The 17,284-nt window shown below is 57.6% G+C and carries 16 protein-coding genes; 2 read left to right on the forward strand and 14 right to left on the reverse strand.

Going from position 1 to position 17,284, the window contains the following annotated elements; all coding sequences use genetic code 11:
- The 7 genes from FJ320_01490 to ligA form a co-directional block, all read right to left on the reverse strand.
- Positions 1-1,379: ABC transporter permease (locus tag FJ320_01490; protein MBM3924653.1), on the reverse strand; the 1,379-nt coding region annotated here is incomplete at its 3' end.
- A 22-nt stretch (positions 1,380-1,401) separates the two neighbouring features.
- Positions 1,402-2,331: an ABC transporter permease gene (locus tag FJ320_01495; GenBank protein MBM3924654.1), complete on the reverse strand. Its 930-nt coding sequence runs from the start codon at positions 2,329-2,331 to the stop codon at positions 1,402-1,404.
- A gap of 209 nt (positions 2,332-2,540) precedes the next feature.
- Positions 2,541-2,906 (reverse strand): hypothetical protein, encoded by a 366-nt coding sequence (locus FJ320_01500; protein ID MBM3924655.1) that lies wholly within the window; start codon positions 2,904-2,906, stop codon positions 2,541-2,543.
- A 4-nt stretch (positions 2,907-2,910) separates the two neighbouring features.
- On the reverse strand, positions 2,911-4,368 hold the full coding sequence (gene gatA / locus FJ320_01505) for an Asp-tRNA(Asn)/Glu-tRNA(Gln) amidotransferase subunit GatA (GenBank protein MBM3924656.1): 1,458 nt from the start codon (positions 4,366-4,368) through the stop codon (positions 2,911-2,913).
- The gene (gatC, locus tag FJ320_01510) at positions 4,368-4,658 is read right to left on the reverse strand and encodes an Asp-tRNA(Asn)/Glu-tRNA(Gln) amidotransferase subunit GatC (GenBank protein ID MBM3924657.1); all 291 of its coding nucleotides are present in this window, start codon (positions 4,656-4,658) and stop codon (positions 4,368-4,370) included. The genes gatA and gatC overlap by 1 nt, the downstream gene beginning before the upstream one ends.
- Before the next feature lie 68 nt (positions 4,659-4,726).
- Entirely contained in the window at positions 4,727-5,284 is a 558-nt protein-coding gene (locus FJ320_01515) for an aminoacyl-tRNA hydrolase (protein MBM3924658.1), read from the reverse strand.
- Positions 5,285-5,358: 74 nt separating this feature from the next.
- On the reverse strand, positions 5,359-7,392 hold the full coding sequence (gene ligA, locus FJ320_01520) for an NAD-dependent DNA ligase LigA (protein MBM3924659.1): 2,034 nt from the start codon (positions 7,390-7,392) through the stop codon (positions 5,359-5,361).
- Positions 7,393-7,481: 89 nt separating this feature from the next.
- Here ligA and FJ320_01525 point away from each other — a divergent pair, with 89 nt between their 5' ends.
- The gene (locus FJ320_01525; protein MBM3924660.1) at positions 7,482-8,771 is read left to right on the forward strand and encodes a DUF1015 domain-containing protein; all 1,290 of its coding nucleotides are present in this window, start codon (positions 7,482-7,484) and stop codon (positions 8,769-8,771) included.
- Here the strand turns inward: FJ320_01525 and FJ320_01530 are convergent.
- The 6 genes from FJ320_01530 to FJ320_01555 all read right to left on the reverse strand — a co-directional run bounded on the left by FJ320_01530 (position 8,768) and on the right by FJ320_01555 (position 15,881).
- Positions 8,768-9,064, reverse strand: coding sequence for a hypothetical protein (locus FJ320_01530; GenBank protein MBM3924661.1), 297 nt, complete (start codon positions 9,062-9,064; stop codon positions 8,768-8,770). The two genes, FJ320_01525 and FJ320_01530, sit on opposite strands and share 4 nt — an antisense overlap.
- A gap of 266 nt (positions 9,065-9,330) precedes the next feature.
- On the reverse strand, positions 9,331-10,434 hold the full coding sequence (locus FJ320_01535) for an alanine--glyoxylate aminotransferase family protein (GenBank protein ID MBM3924662.1): 1,104 nt from the start codon (positions 10,432-10,434) through the stop codon (positions 9,331-9,333).
- Between the two features lie 34 nt (positions 10,435-10,468).
- The gene (locus FJ320_01540; protein ID MBM3924663.1) at positions 10,469-11,794 is read right to left on the reverse strand and encodes a tyrosine--tRNA ligase; all 1,326 of its coding nucleotides are present in this window, start codon (positions 11,792-11,794) and stop codon (positions 10,469-10,471) included.
- Positions 11,751-12,680 (reverse strand): bifunctional riboflavin kinase/FAD synthetase, encoded by a 930-nt coding sequence (locus tag FJ320_01545; GenBank protein ID MBM3924664.1) that lies wholly within the window; start codon positions 12,678-12,680, stop codon positions 11,751-11,753. Before FJ320_01545 ends, FJ320_01540 begins: the two co-directional genes overlap by 44 nt.
- A gap of 124 nt (positions 12,681-12,804) precedes the next feature.
- Complete coding sequence (gene fdhD / locus FJ320_01550; protein MBM3924665.1) at positions 12,805-13,647, reverse strand: formate dehydrogenase accessory sulfurtransferase FdhD; 843 nt, start codon at positions 13,645-13,647, stop codon at positions 12,805-12,807.
- A gap of 8 nt (positions 13,648-13,655) precedes the next feature.
- On the reverse strand, positions 13,656-15,881 hold the full coding sequence (locus FJ320_01555) for an FdhF/YdeP family oxidoreductase (protein MBM3924666.1): 2,226 nt from the start codon (positions 15,879-15,881) through the stop codon (positions 13,656-13,658).
- A gap of 126 nt (positions 15,882-16,007) precedes the next feature.
- On the opposite strand from FJ320_01555, the gene FJ320_01560 reads away from it, so the two are divergent.
- A complete protein-coding gene (locus FJ320_01560) occupies positions 16,008-16,412 on the forward strand; it encodes a hypothetical protein (protein MBM3924667.1) in 405 nt (134 codons plus the stop codon).
- On the opposite strand, the gene FJ320_01565 is transcribed toward FJ320_01560, so the two are convergent.
- Positions 16,409-17,275 (reverse strand): hypothetical protein, encoded by an 867-nt coding sequence (locus tag FJ320_01565; protein ID MBM3924668.1) that lies wholly within the window; start codon positions 17,273-17,275, stop codon positions 16,409-16,411. The genes FJ320_01560 and FJ320_01565 overlap by 4 nt on opposite strands.
- Positions 17,276-17,284: the final 9 nt, after the last annotated feature.

The following is a 17,284-nucleotide window of genomic DNA, read 5'->3' on the forward strand; positions in this document are numbered from 1 at the left end:
CAGTCGCCAAGCAGGTTCAGAGAAAGCACCGCTATCAAAATGCAGATGCCGGGGAAGAAGGAGACCCACCATGCCGACACAATGAGCTCTCGTCCGTCCGCCACCATAACACCCCAAGCCGGCGTAGGCCTGGGAATACCTGCTCCCAGGAAGCTCAAGGACGCTTCAAATAGTATAGCAGTTCCCAGCTGTAATGTGGCAACAATTACCAAACTGTTGGCTACGTTGGGCAGGATATGCTTAGCTACTATGCGCATGTGGGACGCTCCGGCGACTCTTGCCCTCTGAATAAAGTCCCGGTTCTTAATGCTTAAAGTTTCGCCTCTAGCTTGGCGTGCGTATACCGCCCAATACACCAACGCTATTACAGTCACCACAGTGTCGAACCCGGCCCCAACTACTGCAACGAACACCAGGGCCAGCAGTATGGAAGGTATGGCTAGTTTCATGTCCACAAACCGCATTATCACGGCGTCCACCCAACCGCCAAAGTAGCCCGCAATCAGCCCAAGGCTGGTCCCTACAGCTCCAGCAAACGCAATGGCTATGAGTGATACGGATAGGGATATCCTCGCGCCGTAAATCATGCGAGTAACTTGGTCCCGACCCAGCTTGTCTGTACCCAGCCAGTACCTGGACGAGCCGTCCGGCGTTATAACCCTGGCCATTCCAGAGGAAGCTAAGATTTCTTCATTGCTTCCGTCTTCCTTAACATAGCGCATACTGGCTATGCCAACCACCGGCTGCACTACATTGCCGCTGGCGTCTTTCACATCAATGGCATCCTTGGCCGGCACCCCCTGAAAAGTGGCTCCGAGAGGTGTAAACGTGACTTCATCGATAAAGGCGACACCCTGGGCGACGTGTTCTCCACGAATCAGCGCCCCGCCGGAATCGAAAGCTATGGGATTGGTGGCGACTATGAGTCCCGGGGGAAGCTTCGATTGAATTGTACTCTCCACACCTCCCGGGTAAATCAGAGCTCGCTCTACCTTTACCTCTTTGCCATCATGTTTAAGCATGGTCAGGCCCGTCACCGGCTGGCCGTCCGCCACCAAGCTTCCTGTTTGGGTCACCCTGCCATTCGGCACCAACTGATCGTCTTTATACACCTGGATTTCATTCAAAGGTATGTCGCCCTGGAGGGCCAGCACCTTAGCCTTAATCCACGCAGGCGGCACCAGACGGTCCGTAAGGATGCCAACTTCAGGATCAAAGCCCTTGTAGTTGCTCCATACATCCGCCAGCACCGCCGGCAGGATGAGGATGAAAATTAGAATGGACAGAGGGACAAGCGGCAGTCGTCGGGCGGATTTTATGCCTTTGGCTATACGTGGCGGTGAATACCACGGTCTAGCCTTGGGAATTGCGATTGCCATGTATGCCTTCACCTCCGGTTGACTAGTTGTACCTTATTCGGGGATCCAAGTAAGCATAGAGAATGTCTACGACTAAATTGGACAATATGAATATGGAGGCCATGAATATCACAACGGCCTGCACCACCTGGTAGTCTCTGGCTTGAATCGCCTCAACTGCCAACAGCCCAATACCAGGCCAGGCGAACACGGTCTCCACTACCACTGACCCAGTGAGCAAGAACCCGGCTACCACACCAAAGTAGGTTAAAGGGGCAATTGCAGCGTTTCTGAGGCAGTGCTTCCAAATCACTTTCCATTCGGGCAGACCCTTGATCCTTGCCAGCTTTACATACTCGCTATCCAGGACTTCCAGCATAGCCGAGCGTGTCAGCCGCATGAGGGCTGCTACATTGAACCAGCCCAGCGTTATGGCTGGCATTGCCATGTACTTCAAATCGAAGGGCCTGTCGCCCTTTCCTGATGTCGGCAGCCATCCTAAGAGGACAGCGAATATCCACATCAGAACAATTCCGGTCCAGAAGGACGGCAGGGACTGTCCCAGCAAAGCTACAACTTTGCCGCCCAGGTCAAAGACAGTGTCCTTTTTAGTAGCCACTAGCACCCCTAATCCCAGGCCTAGTATAGTACTGAAAGCTAGCGTCACTGAGGCCATTTGTACGGTGTTAGGGAACTTCTCTAACACAATGTCCAAAGCTCCGGTGCCCCACCGCCAGGAATCACCCCAGTCGCCTCTGAATATGTTGCCCATGTAAATCAGGTACTGCTGCCATTGGGGCTTGTCCAGACCCCAGGCTTTCCTAACCCTTTCAAAGTCCTCACCCGTTGCTTCCATGGGAAGCATGAGATTGACCATGTCACCGCTGAGGCGGGCGAGGGAAAAGACTATGATGCTGACACCCCACAGCGCCAATATCGACTGCCCTATCCTAAACAATAAGTATCTTTGCATAGCGAAAATCTCCTGAGAGGTTTACAGCTAAGGAGGAATGTAACAAGAATTCCTCTAGGTGACACAAATCTGGACCGGCTCCGCTCCCCAGGGTGTGTTTATGACCGTTAGCTTTTAAGCTATCGGATTGTTTGACGGGATTCTAACATAGCAGGTCAAGCAAGGCAAGGTAGACTATTCTTTTGTAAGAATTCCCGCAACTCCAGTCATTATTTTAATACGATTTCAGCCCCATTCCGGATGTTTTTCAACTCTTCCAGCGAACCCACAAGCCTTCCAATGAGTTGGACCGCGCTAGCTGCTCGGATTTCGTTGCCCTGGCTAGCAGGCGTAGGGCCAAAAAATATGCAAAAGGCGTTTCCTGGCGGCCAGTACCCCAAATCCCCCGCCTCCACAACATCGCGTCCGTCCTCCATTTCCGCGGTCAGGGGGACACGAAAATATATCTCGTCACCCCATCGATTACATTTGGCGGAAACAGGCAAGGCCTCCAAAATCTTCTGAGCTACCGCAGAGCCGTTCAGTTCGGCGGTGAGTACCAAACCCTGGACTTGTATGGTTATACTACTCGGCATTCAGCTAAAGCCGCGGTCTATCTTTATGCCATGCCGTGGCCTGCTCATAGGCGTAGGCGATTCGGAGAAGTAGCGGTTCGGAAAGGACTGGCCCCATTATCTGCATGCCAACGGGCATCCCCTCGGAAAATCCGCAGGGGACTGAAATAGCCGGAATTCCGGCCATATTTATAGGTATTGTGCATATATCGCTTAAATACATCTGCACCGGGTCCTGCGTGCGTTCTCCCAACTTGAACGCCACCGTGGGGGAGGTAGGGGTTACCAACGCGTCAAACTTCTTATATGCCTCTTCCATTTCGCGGCGAATTAGAGTACGCACCCTTTGAGCCTTTATATAGAAAGCGTCATAGTAGCCGGAAGACAGCGCATAAGTCCCCAGCATGATGCGGCGTTTCACCTCCGGCCCAAACCCCACCTGCCGAGTCTTCTCCATACCCTCCCACATAGTACCGGAATCCGAGTGGGAGTAACCGTATTTAACTCCATCGTATCGTGCCAGGTTGGCGGAGCATTCCGAGGGGGCAATGATGTAGTAGCAGGCCAGCGCATACTTGGTAGTCGGCAGGGACACCTCTTCCAACTTTGCGCCCAACCCTTCCAAGACCTTTAGCGCCTTATTCATGGCCTCACTCACACCCGGCTGGGTCCCTTCCGCGAAATATTCTCTGGGCACCCCAAGCTTTAACCCTCGTATGTCTTTGCCGAGTTCAGAGGTGTAGTCGGGGAGATTGGCGCTGATAGAAGTAGCGTCCTTGGCGTCATGGCCGGCAATGGCGTTGAGCACTATCGCAGCATCGCGCACGTCCCTGGTCATTGGACCTATCTGGTCTAGCGAGGAGGCAAAGGCGATGAGCCCGTAGCGGCTGACAAGGCCATAAGTGGGCTTAAGCGCCACGATCCCGCACAAGGCCGCGGGTTGTCTAATGCTGCCGCCGGTGTCGGAGCCCAGACCGAAAATCGCTTCCCCCGCCGCCACCGCCGAGGCCGTGCCGCCGCTGCTCCCGCCCGGCACCCGGTCCATGTTCCAGGGATTGCGGGTGGGGTAAAAAGCCGAGTTCTCCGTGGAGGACCCCATGGCGAACTCATCCATGTTCCCCTTGCCCACCAGCACGCTGCCCTTGGCGTAGAGCCGCTCGACTACCGTGGCGCTGTACGGAGGAACGAAATCTTCCAGCATGCGCGATGAGCAGGTGGTGCGGATGTTTTCAGTGCACATGACGTCTTTAATCTGCACAGGAACGCCCGCCAGGGGCGAGCCATTGTTATAAAGCCGCTCTTTGTCGGCGCGGCGGGCCATACGCATAGCCTCATCCTCGGTAACCGTAACGAAGGCTTTGATTTTTGGCTCCACCTTCCGTATTCGGTCCAGGCAAGCCCTAGTTAACTCTACAGAGCTTACTTGGCCGCTTCTGAGCAGAGTATGGGACTCTTGGATGGTTAGGTCATGTAACGCGGCCATTACTCCTCCAACACCACCTTTACCTTAAAATAATCCTCCTCTCGCTGAGGAGCGTTGGACAGCACCTTTTCTTTATCCAGGCATGGCGCCGGCTCGTCATCGCGCAAGACCGTTTGCATCTCCACTGAATGGCTGGTAGGAGGAACATCGCTGGTGTTGAGTTCGCCCAGCACCTGGAACTGCTCCAGGATATGGGATAGCTGCCCTCTCATACGCTCCACGTCTTCCGTGGACAGGGCTATACGGCACAGCGTGGCGATGTGCAAGACCTCTTCTCGAGTTAACGCCATGATTTTCCTTTGCTGCCCATTGGCTCAAATATCAACTCAGTTTAGCAAAGGCCCCATGCAGCCACAAATCAGTTGAACTTATTCATCGCCCTTTCCAACCCCTCCCTTAGCAGGCACTCGATAGCCTCGCCAGCTCTCTCAACCACCTCCTTTACCGCAACCCGCTCCTCTTTTTCAAAGCTGCTCAAGACGTAATCCCGGCCTCCTATCCCCTCAGCCGCCCTGCCTATGCCTACCCTGAGGCGCGGGAAGGCCTCATTCCCTAGCGTCGCGATGATATTTCCTATACCCTTTTGTCCCGCCGAGCTGCCCTTCCCTCTGATCCGAATAGTTCCGAGGGGCAGGTCCATCTCGTCGTAGACAATTATCAAGTCGGAAGCTGTGCCGCCAAATCGACTTAATAGATACGCCACCGCCTCTCCGCTGGCATTCATAAAGGTCCTGGGCTTAGCCAGCACAACGTCCGTACCCTCAAATGCCGTCTTTTCCAGCACCACCAGCTTCCGACGCTCCCCTAATTTCACCCCCCATTTCTTAGCCAGGGAATCGACGCACATGAATCCAATGTTGTGCCGGCTTTCCGCGTATTCAGGTCCGGGGTTCCCCAGACCGACTACAAACTTCATTGCTGTTTTATCACTCTCAAAAGTTAATGGGCTGGAGGGACGAGGGGAATTTGTTAATCAACCAGCGCACAATGCTAGCCTGCCGGTAGTTTAACGCCGTGTTCCTGCAACAACGCCAGGAACTGCTGCTCGTCAAGAATTCGAGTGCCTAAACGCTGCGCCGCCTCCAGCTTAGACCCCGGCTCTGCCCCCACCACCAGGTCCGTAGTCTTGCGCGTGACGTTGGAGGAGGTTGCGCCCCCTAGCGCTTTTATCCGCGCCTCCGCGTCAGGGCGGGACAAAGAAGAGAGGGAGCCTGTAAGACAGAAAATCCTGCCCTTAAAGGGCAGGTCTGATTCATCCCCTGCCACCATCTCATCCTCCAGTTTCACACCCACCTGCCTGAGCCTTTCAATGGTCTCACGGTTGGTATCAACCTTGAAGTAGCTGACAACACTGGCCGCAATCTTGGGGCCGATGCCAGGTATCGAAACAAGCTGCTCCTCTGTGGCTTGGGCCAGAGCGTTGATACTGTGAAGGTGCTGGGCCAGCAAGTCCGCCATCTCCGATCCGATGTGAGGTATCCCCAGGGAAAAGATAACTCGCGAAAGGGGACGAGTCTTGCTGGCCTCGATGTTCTTTATGATCTTCGACGCCAGCTTATCGCCCATGCGGTCCAGTTCTAGAAGCTGTTCCTTCTTCAGGTAATAGATATCGGATAGGTCTTTTACCAGCCCTGCGTCGATGAGGATCTTGCACCACTGCTCGCCCAGCCCGTCGATGTCCATGGCGCCCTTGCTGACAAAGTGCTTCAGCAGCTCGAAGAACTGGGCGGGACAGGCCCTGTTTGGGCATCGATGCATAGCCTCGTTAGGCAGCTTTACTATGAGCGTGCCGCACACAGGGCACTTCTCCGGCATTTGGAACACCTTTTCCTCCCCTGTGCGACGATCCAGCACCGGCCCCATAACCTGGGGAATCACCTCCCCCGCCCGCTCAACAATCACCCAATCTCCAACGCGTATGTCCTTTCGCTGAATATCCTCCTCGTTATGCAGCGTAGCCAGCTTTACTGTGGCCCCGCTGACCACCACCGGCTCCAGGACCGCGAAGGGGTTTAGGCTGCCCGTGCGTCCAACATTGATGCCAATATCCAGGAGCTTCGTGATGGCTTGCTCCCCGGGGAACTTGTAAGCGGTGGCCCATCGAGGCTCCCTGCCGACGACGCCAAGATTGGCCTGATAGCTGAATCGGTTCACCTTGATTACCACGCCGTCGGTCTGGTACGGCAGCTCATGACGATGTTCCAGCCAGTGCCTGTAATACTCTTGCGCCTCCCGCAAGTTGTGGCATAGCTTGTTGTGTAAATTGATACGAAACCCCATTGCCTTAAACTTCTCGAGAGTATCCCACTGATTGTCCGCTATAACACCATTTTCCGTGTAACCAAGGCTATAAATGTAGATGTTCAGCTTTCGAGAAGCCGTGATGCCGGACTCCAGCTGCCGCACAGAACCCGCCGCTGTGTTTCGAGGGTTGGCATAGAGGGGCAGGCCTTTAGTTTCCCTTTCCACATTCAGCTTACTGAACTCCTCCGTAGTCATGTAGACCTCGCCTCTAACCTCCAACTTAGCCGGCCAGGTCCCCTGCAATGCCAGCGGTATGCTCTTGATGGTCCGCAGGTTGTTGGTCACGTCCTCGCCGCGAACGCCGTCGCCCCTGGTGGCGCCCCGCACAAAGCGGCCTTCTTCATAAGTTAAGGCCACCGCCAGGCCGTCAATCTTGAGCTCGCAGACCATCTCGAAATCGCTGAAGCCTAAAAGGTTGGCGACGCGACGGTGCCAGGCCGCCAGGTCCTCCGCGTTAAAGGCGTTGGCAAGGCTTAACATGGGGAGCGGGTGCCGGACCTCGGCGAATCCTGTGGCAGGCGGCGCGCCCACTCGTTGCGTCGGCGAATCAGGCGTTACAAGTTCCGGATGCTGTGCCTCCAGGTTCCACAGCTCTTGGAGCATCCGGTCGTACTCGGCATCGCTGATTACAGGGTTGTCGAGCGCATGGTAGCGATAGTTATGGTAATTAAGCTCCTTTCGAAGCTGCTCAACCCGGGATCGAGTCTCTTCTAAGACCATGTCTATCCCACACTAAAAAATTATGACAGAATGTATCCTAAGTTTAGTTAAACAGGCAAGAAAATTCCTTAGCTCAGGAGCGGAAAACCGTGGCGGACGTCAGGCCCTTCAGGGCCCTTCGGTTCAATAGCCGGGTGGTCGGGGACATTGCTAAGGTTGTGTGCCCGCCTTACGACGTCATATCTCCCAGGGGCCAAAAAGAACTCTATCAACGCAGCCCCTACAACGTGGTGCGCCTGGAAGAAGGCGAGCGAAAAACCACGGATAACCCCGGGGACAACCGATATACCCGCGCGGCCACTACTCTGAAACAGTGGCTTGAGAAGCGGGCGCTGGTCAGGGACGACAAAACGGCTTACTACCTCGTCAGCCACTCTTTTCGGTTCGAGGGCGAAAGGCGACAGCGCCTTGGCATTATGGCAGCCGTCCGCCTGGAGGAGTACGAGAAGCGAATAGTTTTGCCTCACGAGTTCACCCAGAGGGCCGCTAAAGAAGACAGGCTGGCCCTTATGCAGGCCTGCCGCACCAACTTTAGCCACATAATGCTGCTGTATAGGGACAAGGAGCGAAAGCTGGCGCCCCTTTTGCGTAAGGCTATGGCCGGCGCTCCCGAAGACAGCTTTTCCGACGCTGAAGGCAACGATTATGCCTTATGGCTAATCAGCGACTCATCCAGCGTAAAGCAGATACAGGAGAGCTTTGTATCCAAGCCTCTCTACATCGCGGATGGCCACCACCGATACGAGACAGCCCTTGCCTATCGCGACCTCCAGCCCAACGCCGGACGGAATAAAGACGCAACCGTGAACTTTGTTATGGCCTACCTGGTGGACTTCGAGGACCCCGGGCTTGTAGTGCTGCCCTACCATCGAGTAGTGGGCGGCCTCGACATAGGCCTGGAAGACGCCTTGTGGAAACGTATCGATGAAGTCTTTTCGGCCACGCCCTGGCCGTTGGAGCATGGCGCTTCCGCCGAAGACCTGGTCAGGGATATCCATGAACGAGGCAAGAGGGAACTGATCTTGGGGTTGGTCAGGGCCGGAGGCGGCGCCAGCCTGCTGAGGGTCAAGCCCGGCGCCCTGCCGCCAGGCAAAGGGCCTATGGCCTCCTTTGAAGCGTGGGTGCTGGAAGAACTGGTGCTGAAACCCGTCTTTGGCTCGACTATCGACCAAAACGTTACATGGATCCATGACGCGGCTGAGGCCTTGGAACTGCTCACAAGCGACGGCCGTCAGGCGGCCTTTTTGCTCAAGCCCATGCCCATGGACCTGTTCGAGACCATTGTAGACAGGGGCGACAAGCTGCCCCGCAAGTCGACCTTCTTTTACCCCAAGCTGCCTACCGGGTTGACCATCAATCTTTTGGAGGGAAGCCTCTAGCTAAAGTCGGGCGTCGCGGGCATAATTATGGCCCGCTCCGCCTGCTTGCTGTACTGAGTTATGTAAGCCTCCAGCTCCTGTATCTGCGCCGACGCTTGCCGGCTAGCCTGGCCGCCAGAGTTAATTAGGGTTCTCAATTGGGCCAGGGATATCTTGGCCTCCTCCACGCGCTGCACTACCTCCAGGGCCTCCAGTTCCCGCTGCGACCGCTCTTTAATGCTTGTCAGGTGGCGCTTCATTGTTTTCGCATGATTCAGCCGCTCCTCCACCTCAGCCATGGCGTTGAGGGCCATGTCCAGCGGCAACGCTCCATATAATGGTCTGACGCGGCAGCCTGGCCATCTGACCCTCGAACTGCTTTATCTGAGTGTCTAGGTGCTGCTCCTTTGCTCTAATCTCCGCCAGGACCAGCTTGAGAACGGCCATAGCCTGAGTCATCTGCACCATATACAAGACCTCCGGCGTCTCGTTGATATGACGATACGACTGACTCCAAAGTCTGCGCGTCTAATAAAAGTATATTTGACTCGGTCATGGCAGAGTAATCATTTTGGCGGCTTTAAACGCGCGATTTGAACCCGACTTTTGGCAAAGCGGCGCCTATGGCTCTGACGCAGTCGTCTATTTCCGCCTCGTCAGCCGCGCCCATGTGCCCAATCCTGAATACTTTGCCGTTCAGTTTGCCCAACCCGCCGGCGACGATGACGTTGTATTCCTTCCGAAGGACATTTTGCAGCGGTCCAAATTCCACGCCTTCCGGAATTTTCACGGCAGTCACGGCGTTGGAGGCGCATAAATCGTCTGCCAGGAGAGCAAGCCCTAGTCCTCGCAAGCCTTGTCTGGCGCGTTGGGCTAGCACAGCGTGTCGAGTGAAGACGGCCTCCAAGCCGTCTTCTAGAAGCCGGTCCAGGGCCACCTTTAGAGCGTAAAAAAGAGGCAGGCTGGGCGTGAAGGGCGTCTGGCCTATATCGTAGTAACTCTTAGCCAGCCCGAGGTCAAAATAATATCTTGGCATCCGGGCGGAATTATAAGCCTGCCAGGCCATGGGGCTGACGCTTATGAAAGACAGGCCGGGGGGCAGCAGCAACCCCTTCTGGGAGGCGGTAGTCACCAGGTCGCAGCCCCAGGCGTCGGTCTCAAGGGGGATACAGCCTAGGCTGCTGACGGCGTCTACGATTAGCAACTTTCCAAATTCGCCCTTCACGACCTTTGCGATGGACGCCACGTCATTAGTGACGGCGGTGGACGACTCGTTGTGCACCAGCATGACAGCCTTAATCGACGGGTCCTTACGCAGCGACGCCCGCACCGCCTCCGGCTCCACCGGCTTGCCCCATTCGAACTCTAGGCGAGTGACAATGGCGCCATGGGCCTCCGCCATCTCCGACCATCGCAGCGCGAAATGCCCGCCGATACAGGCCAGCACCCGGTCTCCCGGCGACAGCACGTTGACTATGGACGCCTCCAAGGCCCCTGTGCCGGACGCCGTGAGGATATAGAGGTCGTTGGAGGTGCAAAACACCTTCTTGAGACGCTCCGTGGCGCTGTAAAGCATCTCCTTAAACTCAGGGCCGCGATGGTTTATCATGTCGCCCGTGAGAGCGGACATGATCTCCGGATAACACGAGACGGGACCCGGTATGCGAAGGTTCTGCTTTGGCATCTTCAAGTCCTTTCCTCAGTTGGACATTGAGCAATTATTTCCTGTCCAACTCCGTGAGACGCGCGAATTTCCTGCGTCCTACCTTTATCACAAGACCATCTTTTATCGAGATGTTGGTCGAGTCTACTTTCCGCTGGTCCACTTCCACGGCGCCCTGAGCAACCAAACGCTTGGCCTCAGCCTTTGAGGGCACCAGGCCCGCAGCCACCAACAAATCCACCAGCGCTGCTTGCCCCCCGGCCTCTACACCCACCAAGGACTCTTTCCCGTCGCCATCAGTTGGTATGAATAGATACTGCTTTTGGGCCGGCTGCCAACGAAATCCCACGCTGGGTATGTCCTGAGGCAGCTCGCGGCGCTGGAAAGCTTGCTCAAAGTAATCCTGGGCTTTACCTGCCTCGGAAGCGCCGTGGAACTGGGCGGTGATATCCAGGGCCAGCCGCTTCTTTAAGTTCATAGGGTTCACCGAGCTATCTTTAATAGCCCTGCGCATCTCCTCTAATTCATTCTGCGAAACATCAGTTAAATAGTCAAAGTAGTTGGTTATCAGGCTGTCGGCTATGGACATTAGTTTGCCATACATCTCGTTGGGTAGGTCGGACACCCCCACATAGTTGCCCAGGCTCTTGCTCATCTTCTGAACGCCGTCCAGCCCCACCAGCATCGGCATCAGGAAGCACTGCTGGGGCCGCTGGCCCATCATCTCCTGGAGCTGCCGGCCCACCAGCAGGTTAAACTTCTGGTCCGTGCCGCCGAATTCTACATCGGACCTTATTGCCACGGAGTCATAGCCTTGTAGCAGGGGGTACAGGAACTCGGTGATGGCGATGGGCCGGCCCGCGGCGTACCGCTTGGCAAAGTCGTCGCGCTCTAGGAACTGGGCCACGGTAAAACGCCTGGTGAGGTCAATGACCGTGGCCAGAGTAAACTTTCCGAACCACTCACTCTGCAACACGGTTTGGGTGCGGTCTTTGTCCACCACCTTAAAGAATTGGTCCAGGTAAGTCTGGGCGTTGGCCATGACCTGCTCGTGGGTCAGCATGGGGCGGGTGGCGGACTGTCCGCTGGGGTCGCCGATCTGCGCCGTCCAGTCGCCGACGATGAGGATGACTTTGTGACCCAGCTCTTGAAGCTGCCGCAGCTTGCGTAGGCCGACCACATGCCCCAGGTGGATATCGGCGCGGCTGGGGTCGAAGCCCATCTTCAGACGCAGCGGCTTGCCCTGCTGCAACAGCCGCACCGTCTCCTCTTCGACGATGATTTCAGTCACGCCCCGGCGTAGGACTTTGTCCAAGGTCTGCTGGTCTAACAAATTATTACCTCGCGCTTCCAGAAAGGATAGCCTTGGCCTGTTCCACATCCTTATCCATCTGGCTGACCAGTTCCGCCACGCTGGCGAAGGCCCTCTCCTCGCGTAGCCGCGAGACGAACTCTACAGCCATGACCTCGCCATAGATGTCGCCATGAAAGTCCATGATAAAGGTCTCGATGAGCCTGGCGCCGCCGCCGAAGGTGGGCCTGACGCCTATGCTAGTGGCAGAGGGGCGCTTCCCCATCCTCACCGTTGCCCAGGTGGCGTAGATGCCGTTGCCCGGGACCAGAAGCTCCGGCTCTACCAGCAGGTTGGCTGTGGGGAAACCCAGCTCGCGGCCCCGGGCGTCGCCGTGGGCTACGGTCCCCGTCAGCGAATAGCACCGTCCCAGCAGCGCCGACGCGGCTTCTACCTTCCCTTCCGATACCATCTGTCGCAGGCTGCGGCTTCTTGCCACCTGTCCTCCCTGGGACATCGGCTCCACTACATGCAGCCAGAACCCCATCTCACGGCCAAGTTCTCGCAATACCAATATAGTGCCCTCTCGTTTGTGGCCCAAGGCAAAGTCCGGGCCCACCACAAGGCCCTTCATTCGTAGGTGATCGACTAAAGTCTGCACGAAGGGTCTAGCCTTTACTTGCGACAGCTCTTTTGTGAATTCCAAAGGCGCAATGTGGTCAATGCCCTGTTGGCGTATGAGGCGCTGCCGCTGTTCCCAGGACGCCAGGTATTGAGGCTGGTAGCCGGGAACCAGTACGGCGCGGGGCTGGTTGCGAAAAGTAAGGGCGATGGAGGCCAAATTGTGTTTTTGGGCCTTCTCTTTTAAAGCTCGCAGCAAATGTTGATGGCCCAGATGCACGCCATCAAAGGTGCCAATAGTTAACGCGGCGTCTTTGTTAGGATTAAATGGAGCTAGCTGCTGTTCAATGGACATAGGCGTACGTGAGCAAAGATTAAAGGCCCCCTGAGGAAGGGGGCGCTTGGCTAGGATGGTAGCACAGTCGTCGAAAGAGGGCAACGCGGAAGTGCCCGAACCGCCGCCGGCGTATTGGGCAGGGTCAGCTATCCAATCTTTCGAGGCCAGTGTATACGTTAAACCCGTCACCTCTGGCAAACCCCACCAGCGTCATACCGAACCGCCTAGCCATGTCCACTGCCAGGCTGGACGGCGCCCCTACCGCCACTACAAAGGGTATCCCCGCCGACAGCGCCTTCTGCATAATCTCGTAGCTGGTGCGTCCGCTGACCACCAGTACGCTGTTGTTCAGAGGCAGCCTTTTACCCAGCATCGCCCAGCCCACGAGCTTGTCCACCGCGTTGTGCCGCCCCACGTCCTCACGAAGGCACTGAAGCCGCCCCTGGGCATCGAACAGCCCCGCCGCATGAAGGCCCCCTGTACGATCGAAGACGCGCTGCTCTTTCCGCAAAGCGTCAGGCAGGCTGGACACCACATCTTTTGAGACCTTTAGCTCACCCGTCGGCAGCGCAGGGCATCCCCGTATCTCCAACGCTTCCAGCGACGCCTTGCCGCAGACGCCGCAGCTTGATGTGGCGTAGAAGTTGCGGTTCAGGAGCTTCGGGTCAAAGGCGAACCCTGGCTTCAGATATACGTTGACGATGTTGTACTTCTGCTCGACGCCTTCATCCTGGCAGTGGCTGATGCGCTCGATGGCGTCGAAGCCTCTGATGATGCCCTCGCTATGGAGAAAGCCCGCCGCCAGCTCATAGTCGTGGCGAGGGGTGCGCATAGTTACGGCGACGCTGGCGGTGCGCTGCGTCCCTTCCTCCCACCACACCACCCGAATCTCCAGCGGCTCCTCGGTGGCGACCACATCTTCAACATCCTGAGTTACGCCTTGCCGCAAGCGTCTAATAGGCACCTTCACCGTCGGGCCCAACATCTGTTCTATCACCTCTTCACCTCCTCCTTCGCCGGCAGCACTTGCACCGTGGTGTTGTAGTCTGGAATGCCGCAGACAGGGTCGACGGCGCCGCGGCGCAGCAGAACAGACCCTTCCGGCCAGTGTACCTGGAGGTTCCGCGACTTGATAGCCGCGATTTTGCACCGGCCTTCATATTCGCCAACTTCCGACTTTAGCACCACAGGGTCGCCGTCACGCAAGCCTAGGGCGATGGCGTCATCCGCGTTCATTAGCACATCCTCACGGACAGCGCCCGTCAGGGGGTCTCGACGCGCTTGCACCATGCTGTTGAACTGCTTGCCGCGCCGTGTGCTGAGCAGGAATCGGCCCTCAGGTATCTCTTCCTCCGGCGGCGAGAGGGGCGTAAACCTGGCCTTGCCATCGATGGTGGGGAAGATGCTCCCGTCACACAGGCGCTGCCCGCCCCACTGGAAGGCATCCCCCCTTTTCTTGAGGTTTTCAATGCCTGAGTATAGCGGTACAACTCTGGCAATCTCATCACGCACCGCCTGGCCATTATCGAAGTGTATAAGATGCCGCTGCTCAGGCTTAACCCGCTCCGCCAATTCCATCAAGATTTCCCACTCTGACCGGGCTTCACCAACGCGGCGGCCAGGGATTTCGGGGCTGAAATAGATGCGGCGTTCTGTAGAGGTTTCAGTTCCGCCGCCCCGCTGCTCGTAGCGAGTGCAGGCTGGCAGCAACACCACGGTATCGGCAGGGTCCAGAAGCATCTGGGAGGTCAGCACGATGTCCTGGTGGACGCGTACCGGCACCCGCTCAATAGCTTCGCGGACGTACCGGGGTTCCGGCAGGGTTTCCAGGAAGTTGCCGCCCAGCGAGTAGAGGATATCCAGGTCGCCGCGATATGAGGCATCGATCATGTCCACCGCCGAGAGTCCTCGCCACGCTGGCACAGGGAAGCCCCACTGCTCCTCCAGCCGACGGGCGCCGGCCTCGCTGATGCTATCGCCGCCGGGATAGCTCCAGGGCACCGCACCCATCTCGGCCCCGCCCTGGACGCCGCTGTGACCACGAATGGCCATCAGACCGCACTTCTCGCGGCCGATGAACCCTCGCGCTAGAACCAGGTTCACCAGGGCCTTGACGTTGTCCACCCCGTATCGATGCTGGGCGATGCCCATGCTCCACACTACCACAGCGCTTTTCGCCTCTCCCCACATCCGGGCGAAGCGCAGCATCTCGTCTCTTGATGCGCCCGAGTACTTCTCCAGCGACTCCCAGGACTGGCCGTCCAGATGTGTCTTTAGCCGCTGGAAGTCCGATGTGTGATTTTTTATGAAGGTTTCGTCCAACCACTCGTTAGCGACAAGGTGCTTCAACACGCCGTTGATAAAGGCGATGTCGCCGCCGGTGTGGACTTGAAAGAACTCGTCGGCCAGGCGGGTGCCGAAGAGAGCGCTCTCCATCACCGACGGCACCCAGTACCGCTCCAGCGCCGGCTCTCGGTAGGGGTTGATGACCACAATTCGGGTGCCCTTCTGCTTGGCGTAGTACATGTACTTGGTGGTCACCGGCTGGTTGTTGGGGACATGACTGCCGATGAGCACCAGCAGGTCGGTACCGATCCAGTCGGAGTAGGAGCATGTGGAGGCGGCCACGCCCAGGGTATCCTTGAGGGCAGTAGTGCTGGGCGCGTGGCATATTCTGGACGAGTTGTCGACGTTGTTGGTGCCGAGAAACCGCGCTACCTTCTGCGCGACGTAATAGACCTCGTTGGTGATGCCCCGCGACGTCAGGTAGAAGGCGAAGCGCCGGGGGTCAGTGGCGCGGAAGCGGTCCGACAAAAGACTCAGCGCCTCGTCCCAGGAGACGCGCCTGAACCCTAGCTCGTCGCGGCGTCGTACCATGGGGTAGGGCAGTCTTCCCAGCTTCCGCAGCTCCGCCGAGGTCTTTTTTCGCAGCGCCGCTACATCCGAGAGCAGCTCTACATCCAGCGCCGCCATGGTGTTGAGTTCCAGCAGGTTCAGGCGCACAGTGCAGAGGTGGACGCCCTTCATGGTGAAATCTCGCAGGCCGGTGGTGCCTAAGGCACAGCCGTCGCAGACACCTCGCGACAGGATGTGCCAGGCGAAGGGCAATTGCCGCCGGTTGGCCCACGCGACTTTGAATATCTCCAGGTAGTGGTTGGGCTTCACCTGCCCAAGCCCGTTGGGCATCAGGCCCGCCCATAAGGATGGCTTCCAGCCCATGAATCGCCTCAGTCAAAAGGTGCCACTACGATAGCACAGGTGTCGCAAATGGTGGAAATGACGGAGAGGCGCCAAAGGGGTACAATATCGCCGTGTTAACTCCCTATTTTTGCGAAGGAGGCTACCATGCCTGACCTGACTATGGGCGAGACCGAAAAGATTATTCGCGCCGGACTGGCCGAGGCGCAGAAGATGGGCGTCAAAATCAGCATCGCCGTGGTGGACGCCAACGGCAACTTGATGGGCATGATGCGCATGGACGGGGCCAGGTTCATCAGCGCAGACATCTGCCAGGGCAAGGCCCGGGCGTCCGCCTGGATGCAGGACACCAGCGCGGCCCTGCAGCAACGCGCCCAGGGCAGCATTATCATGCAGGCCCTGATTACTCGCGAGGCCGGCAAGTTCCTCCCCAGCCAGGGCGCTGTGCCTATCAGAAAGGGCGGCGCGGTAGTAGGGGCGGTGGGCGTCTCCGGCGCGGCGGCGCAGCAGGACGAGGATATCTCCAAGGCGGGTATTGCGGCCATCGCCTAACGGCCTACCGCCTGCAAAAAGCGGCGCGCCGCGTCATAGTCACGGGCGCCGCCCTTGAGGATGGGCGGCACGATGTAAAAGGCGTCGATGCCGGCATCCCGAAAACGCCACCACTGCTCCACCGCCATCTCGACACCGTCGCGGCCTGAATCTAGCTCGCGGCGCACCGCCTCAGGCACCGAGGCGAAGATGACGCCGTCTTTGACCATGACTTGCAGGCCCCAGAAGACGGGCTGCGACGATGCCTGTCCCGCGACGGCCTTGTACGCCGAGTGGAATTGCTCTACTTGTTCGGTATAGAAGACGGGCTGGGTCACAAAGAAGTGCGCGCCCGCCTGGGCTTTCTTGTGGGTAAGCGCGGCCTCTTCTTCGACGCCTCGGCCCAGGTCAATGGCCCCGCCGATGCACAGGTCCGTGGCCTGCCGCAGTTTCAACCCGCGAAAGTCCAAACCGCCGTTCATGTCAGCGATAGCCTTTATTAGCTCGGTGGGCCGATAGTCGTCCACCGGCTTGACACGTTCCAGGTCCTTAGCGCTGAAAGGGTCGCCGCCGACTACCAGCACGTTATCCACTCCCAGGGCGGCGGCGCCCAGGAGGTGGCTTTGAAGGGCCAGCTTATTCATATCGCGAGTCGCCAGGTTGAAGACGGCGTCGCGGCCAGCATGCGACTTTATCGTCGCCGCCATAATGGCCGAGTCGATGCGCACGGCCTTGCCGGGGTTGTAGGCTACGGCCAGGAAATCGACGGGCAGACGCCGCGCGTCGTCTAAGAAATCCAGCCCCGGTCCTCGAGGGGGCGAGAAGTCGGAAATGATGACGGGCTTGCCGCCGCGTCGATTGTAAACGTCTGTGACCTTTGCCATAGCGCCTCC

It is taken from the genome of SAR202 cluster bacterium (genome assembly GCA_016872285.1).
Taxonomy (GTDB): domain Bacteria; phylum Chloroflexota; class Dehalococcoidia; order Lucifugimonadales.

Bases quoted from the DNA above. Each gene is read 5' to 3' on its own strand.
- FJ320_01495 (MBM3924654.1), bottom strand. From the start codon at position 2,331: ATGCAAAGATACTTATTGTTTAGGATAGGGCAGTCGATATTGGCGCTG.
- FJ320_01500 (MBM3924655.1), bottom strand. From the start codon at position 2,906: ATGCCGAGTAGTATAACCATACAAGTCCAGGGTTTGGTACTCACCGCC.
- gatA (MBM3924656.1), bottom strand. From the start codon at position 4,368: ATGGCCGCGTTACATGACCTAACCATCCAAGAGTCCCATACTCTGCTC.
- gatC (MBM3924657.1), bottom strand. From the start codon at position 4,658: ATGGCGTTAACTCGAGAAGAGGTCTTGCACATCGCCACGCTGTGCCGT.
- FJ320_01515 (MBM3924658.1), bottom strand. From the start codon at position 5,284: ATGAAGTTTGTAGTCGGTCTGGGGAACCCCGGACCTGAATACGCGGAA.
- ligA (MBM3924659.1), bottom strand. From the start codon at position 7,392: ATGGTCTTAGAAGAGACTCGATCCCGGGTTGAGCAGCTTCGAAAGGAG.
- FJ320_01530 (MBM3924661.1), bottom strand. From the start codon at position 9,064: ATGGCCCTCAACGCCATGGCTGAGGTGGAGGAGCGGCTGAATCATGCG.
- FJ320_01535 (MBM3924662.1), bottom strand. From the start codon at position 10,434: ATGCCAAAGCAGAACCTTCGCATACCGGGTCCCGTCTCGTGTTATCCG.
- FJ320_01540 (MBM3924663.1), bottom strand. From the start codon at position 11,794: ATGTGGAACAGGCCAAGGCTATCCTTTCTGGAAGCGCGAGGTAATAAT.
- FJ320_01545 (MBM3924664.1), bottom strand. From the start codon at position 12,680: ATGTCCATTGAACAGCAGCTAGCTCCATTTAATCCTAACAAAGACGCC.
- fdhD (MBM3924665.1), bottom strand. From the start codon at position 13,647: ATGTTGGGCCCGACGGTGAAGGTGCCTATTAGACGCTTGCGGCAAGGC.
- FJ320_01555 (MBM3924666.1), bottom strand. From the start codon at position 15,881: ATGGGCTGGAAGCCATCCTTATGGGCGGGCCTGATGCCCAACGGGCTT.
- FJ320_01560 (MBM3924667.1), top strand. From the start codon at position 16,008: ATGCCTGACCTGACTATGGGCGAGACCGAAAAGATTATTCGCGCCGGA.
- FJ320_01565 (MBM3924668.1), bottom strand. From the start codon at position 17,275: ATGGCAAAGGTCACAGACGTTTACAATCGACGCGGCGGCAAGCCCGTC.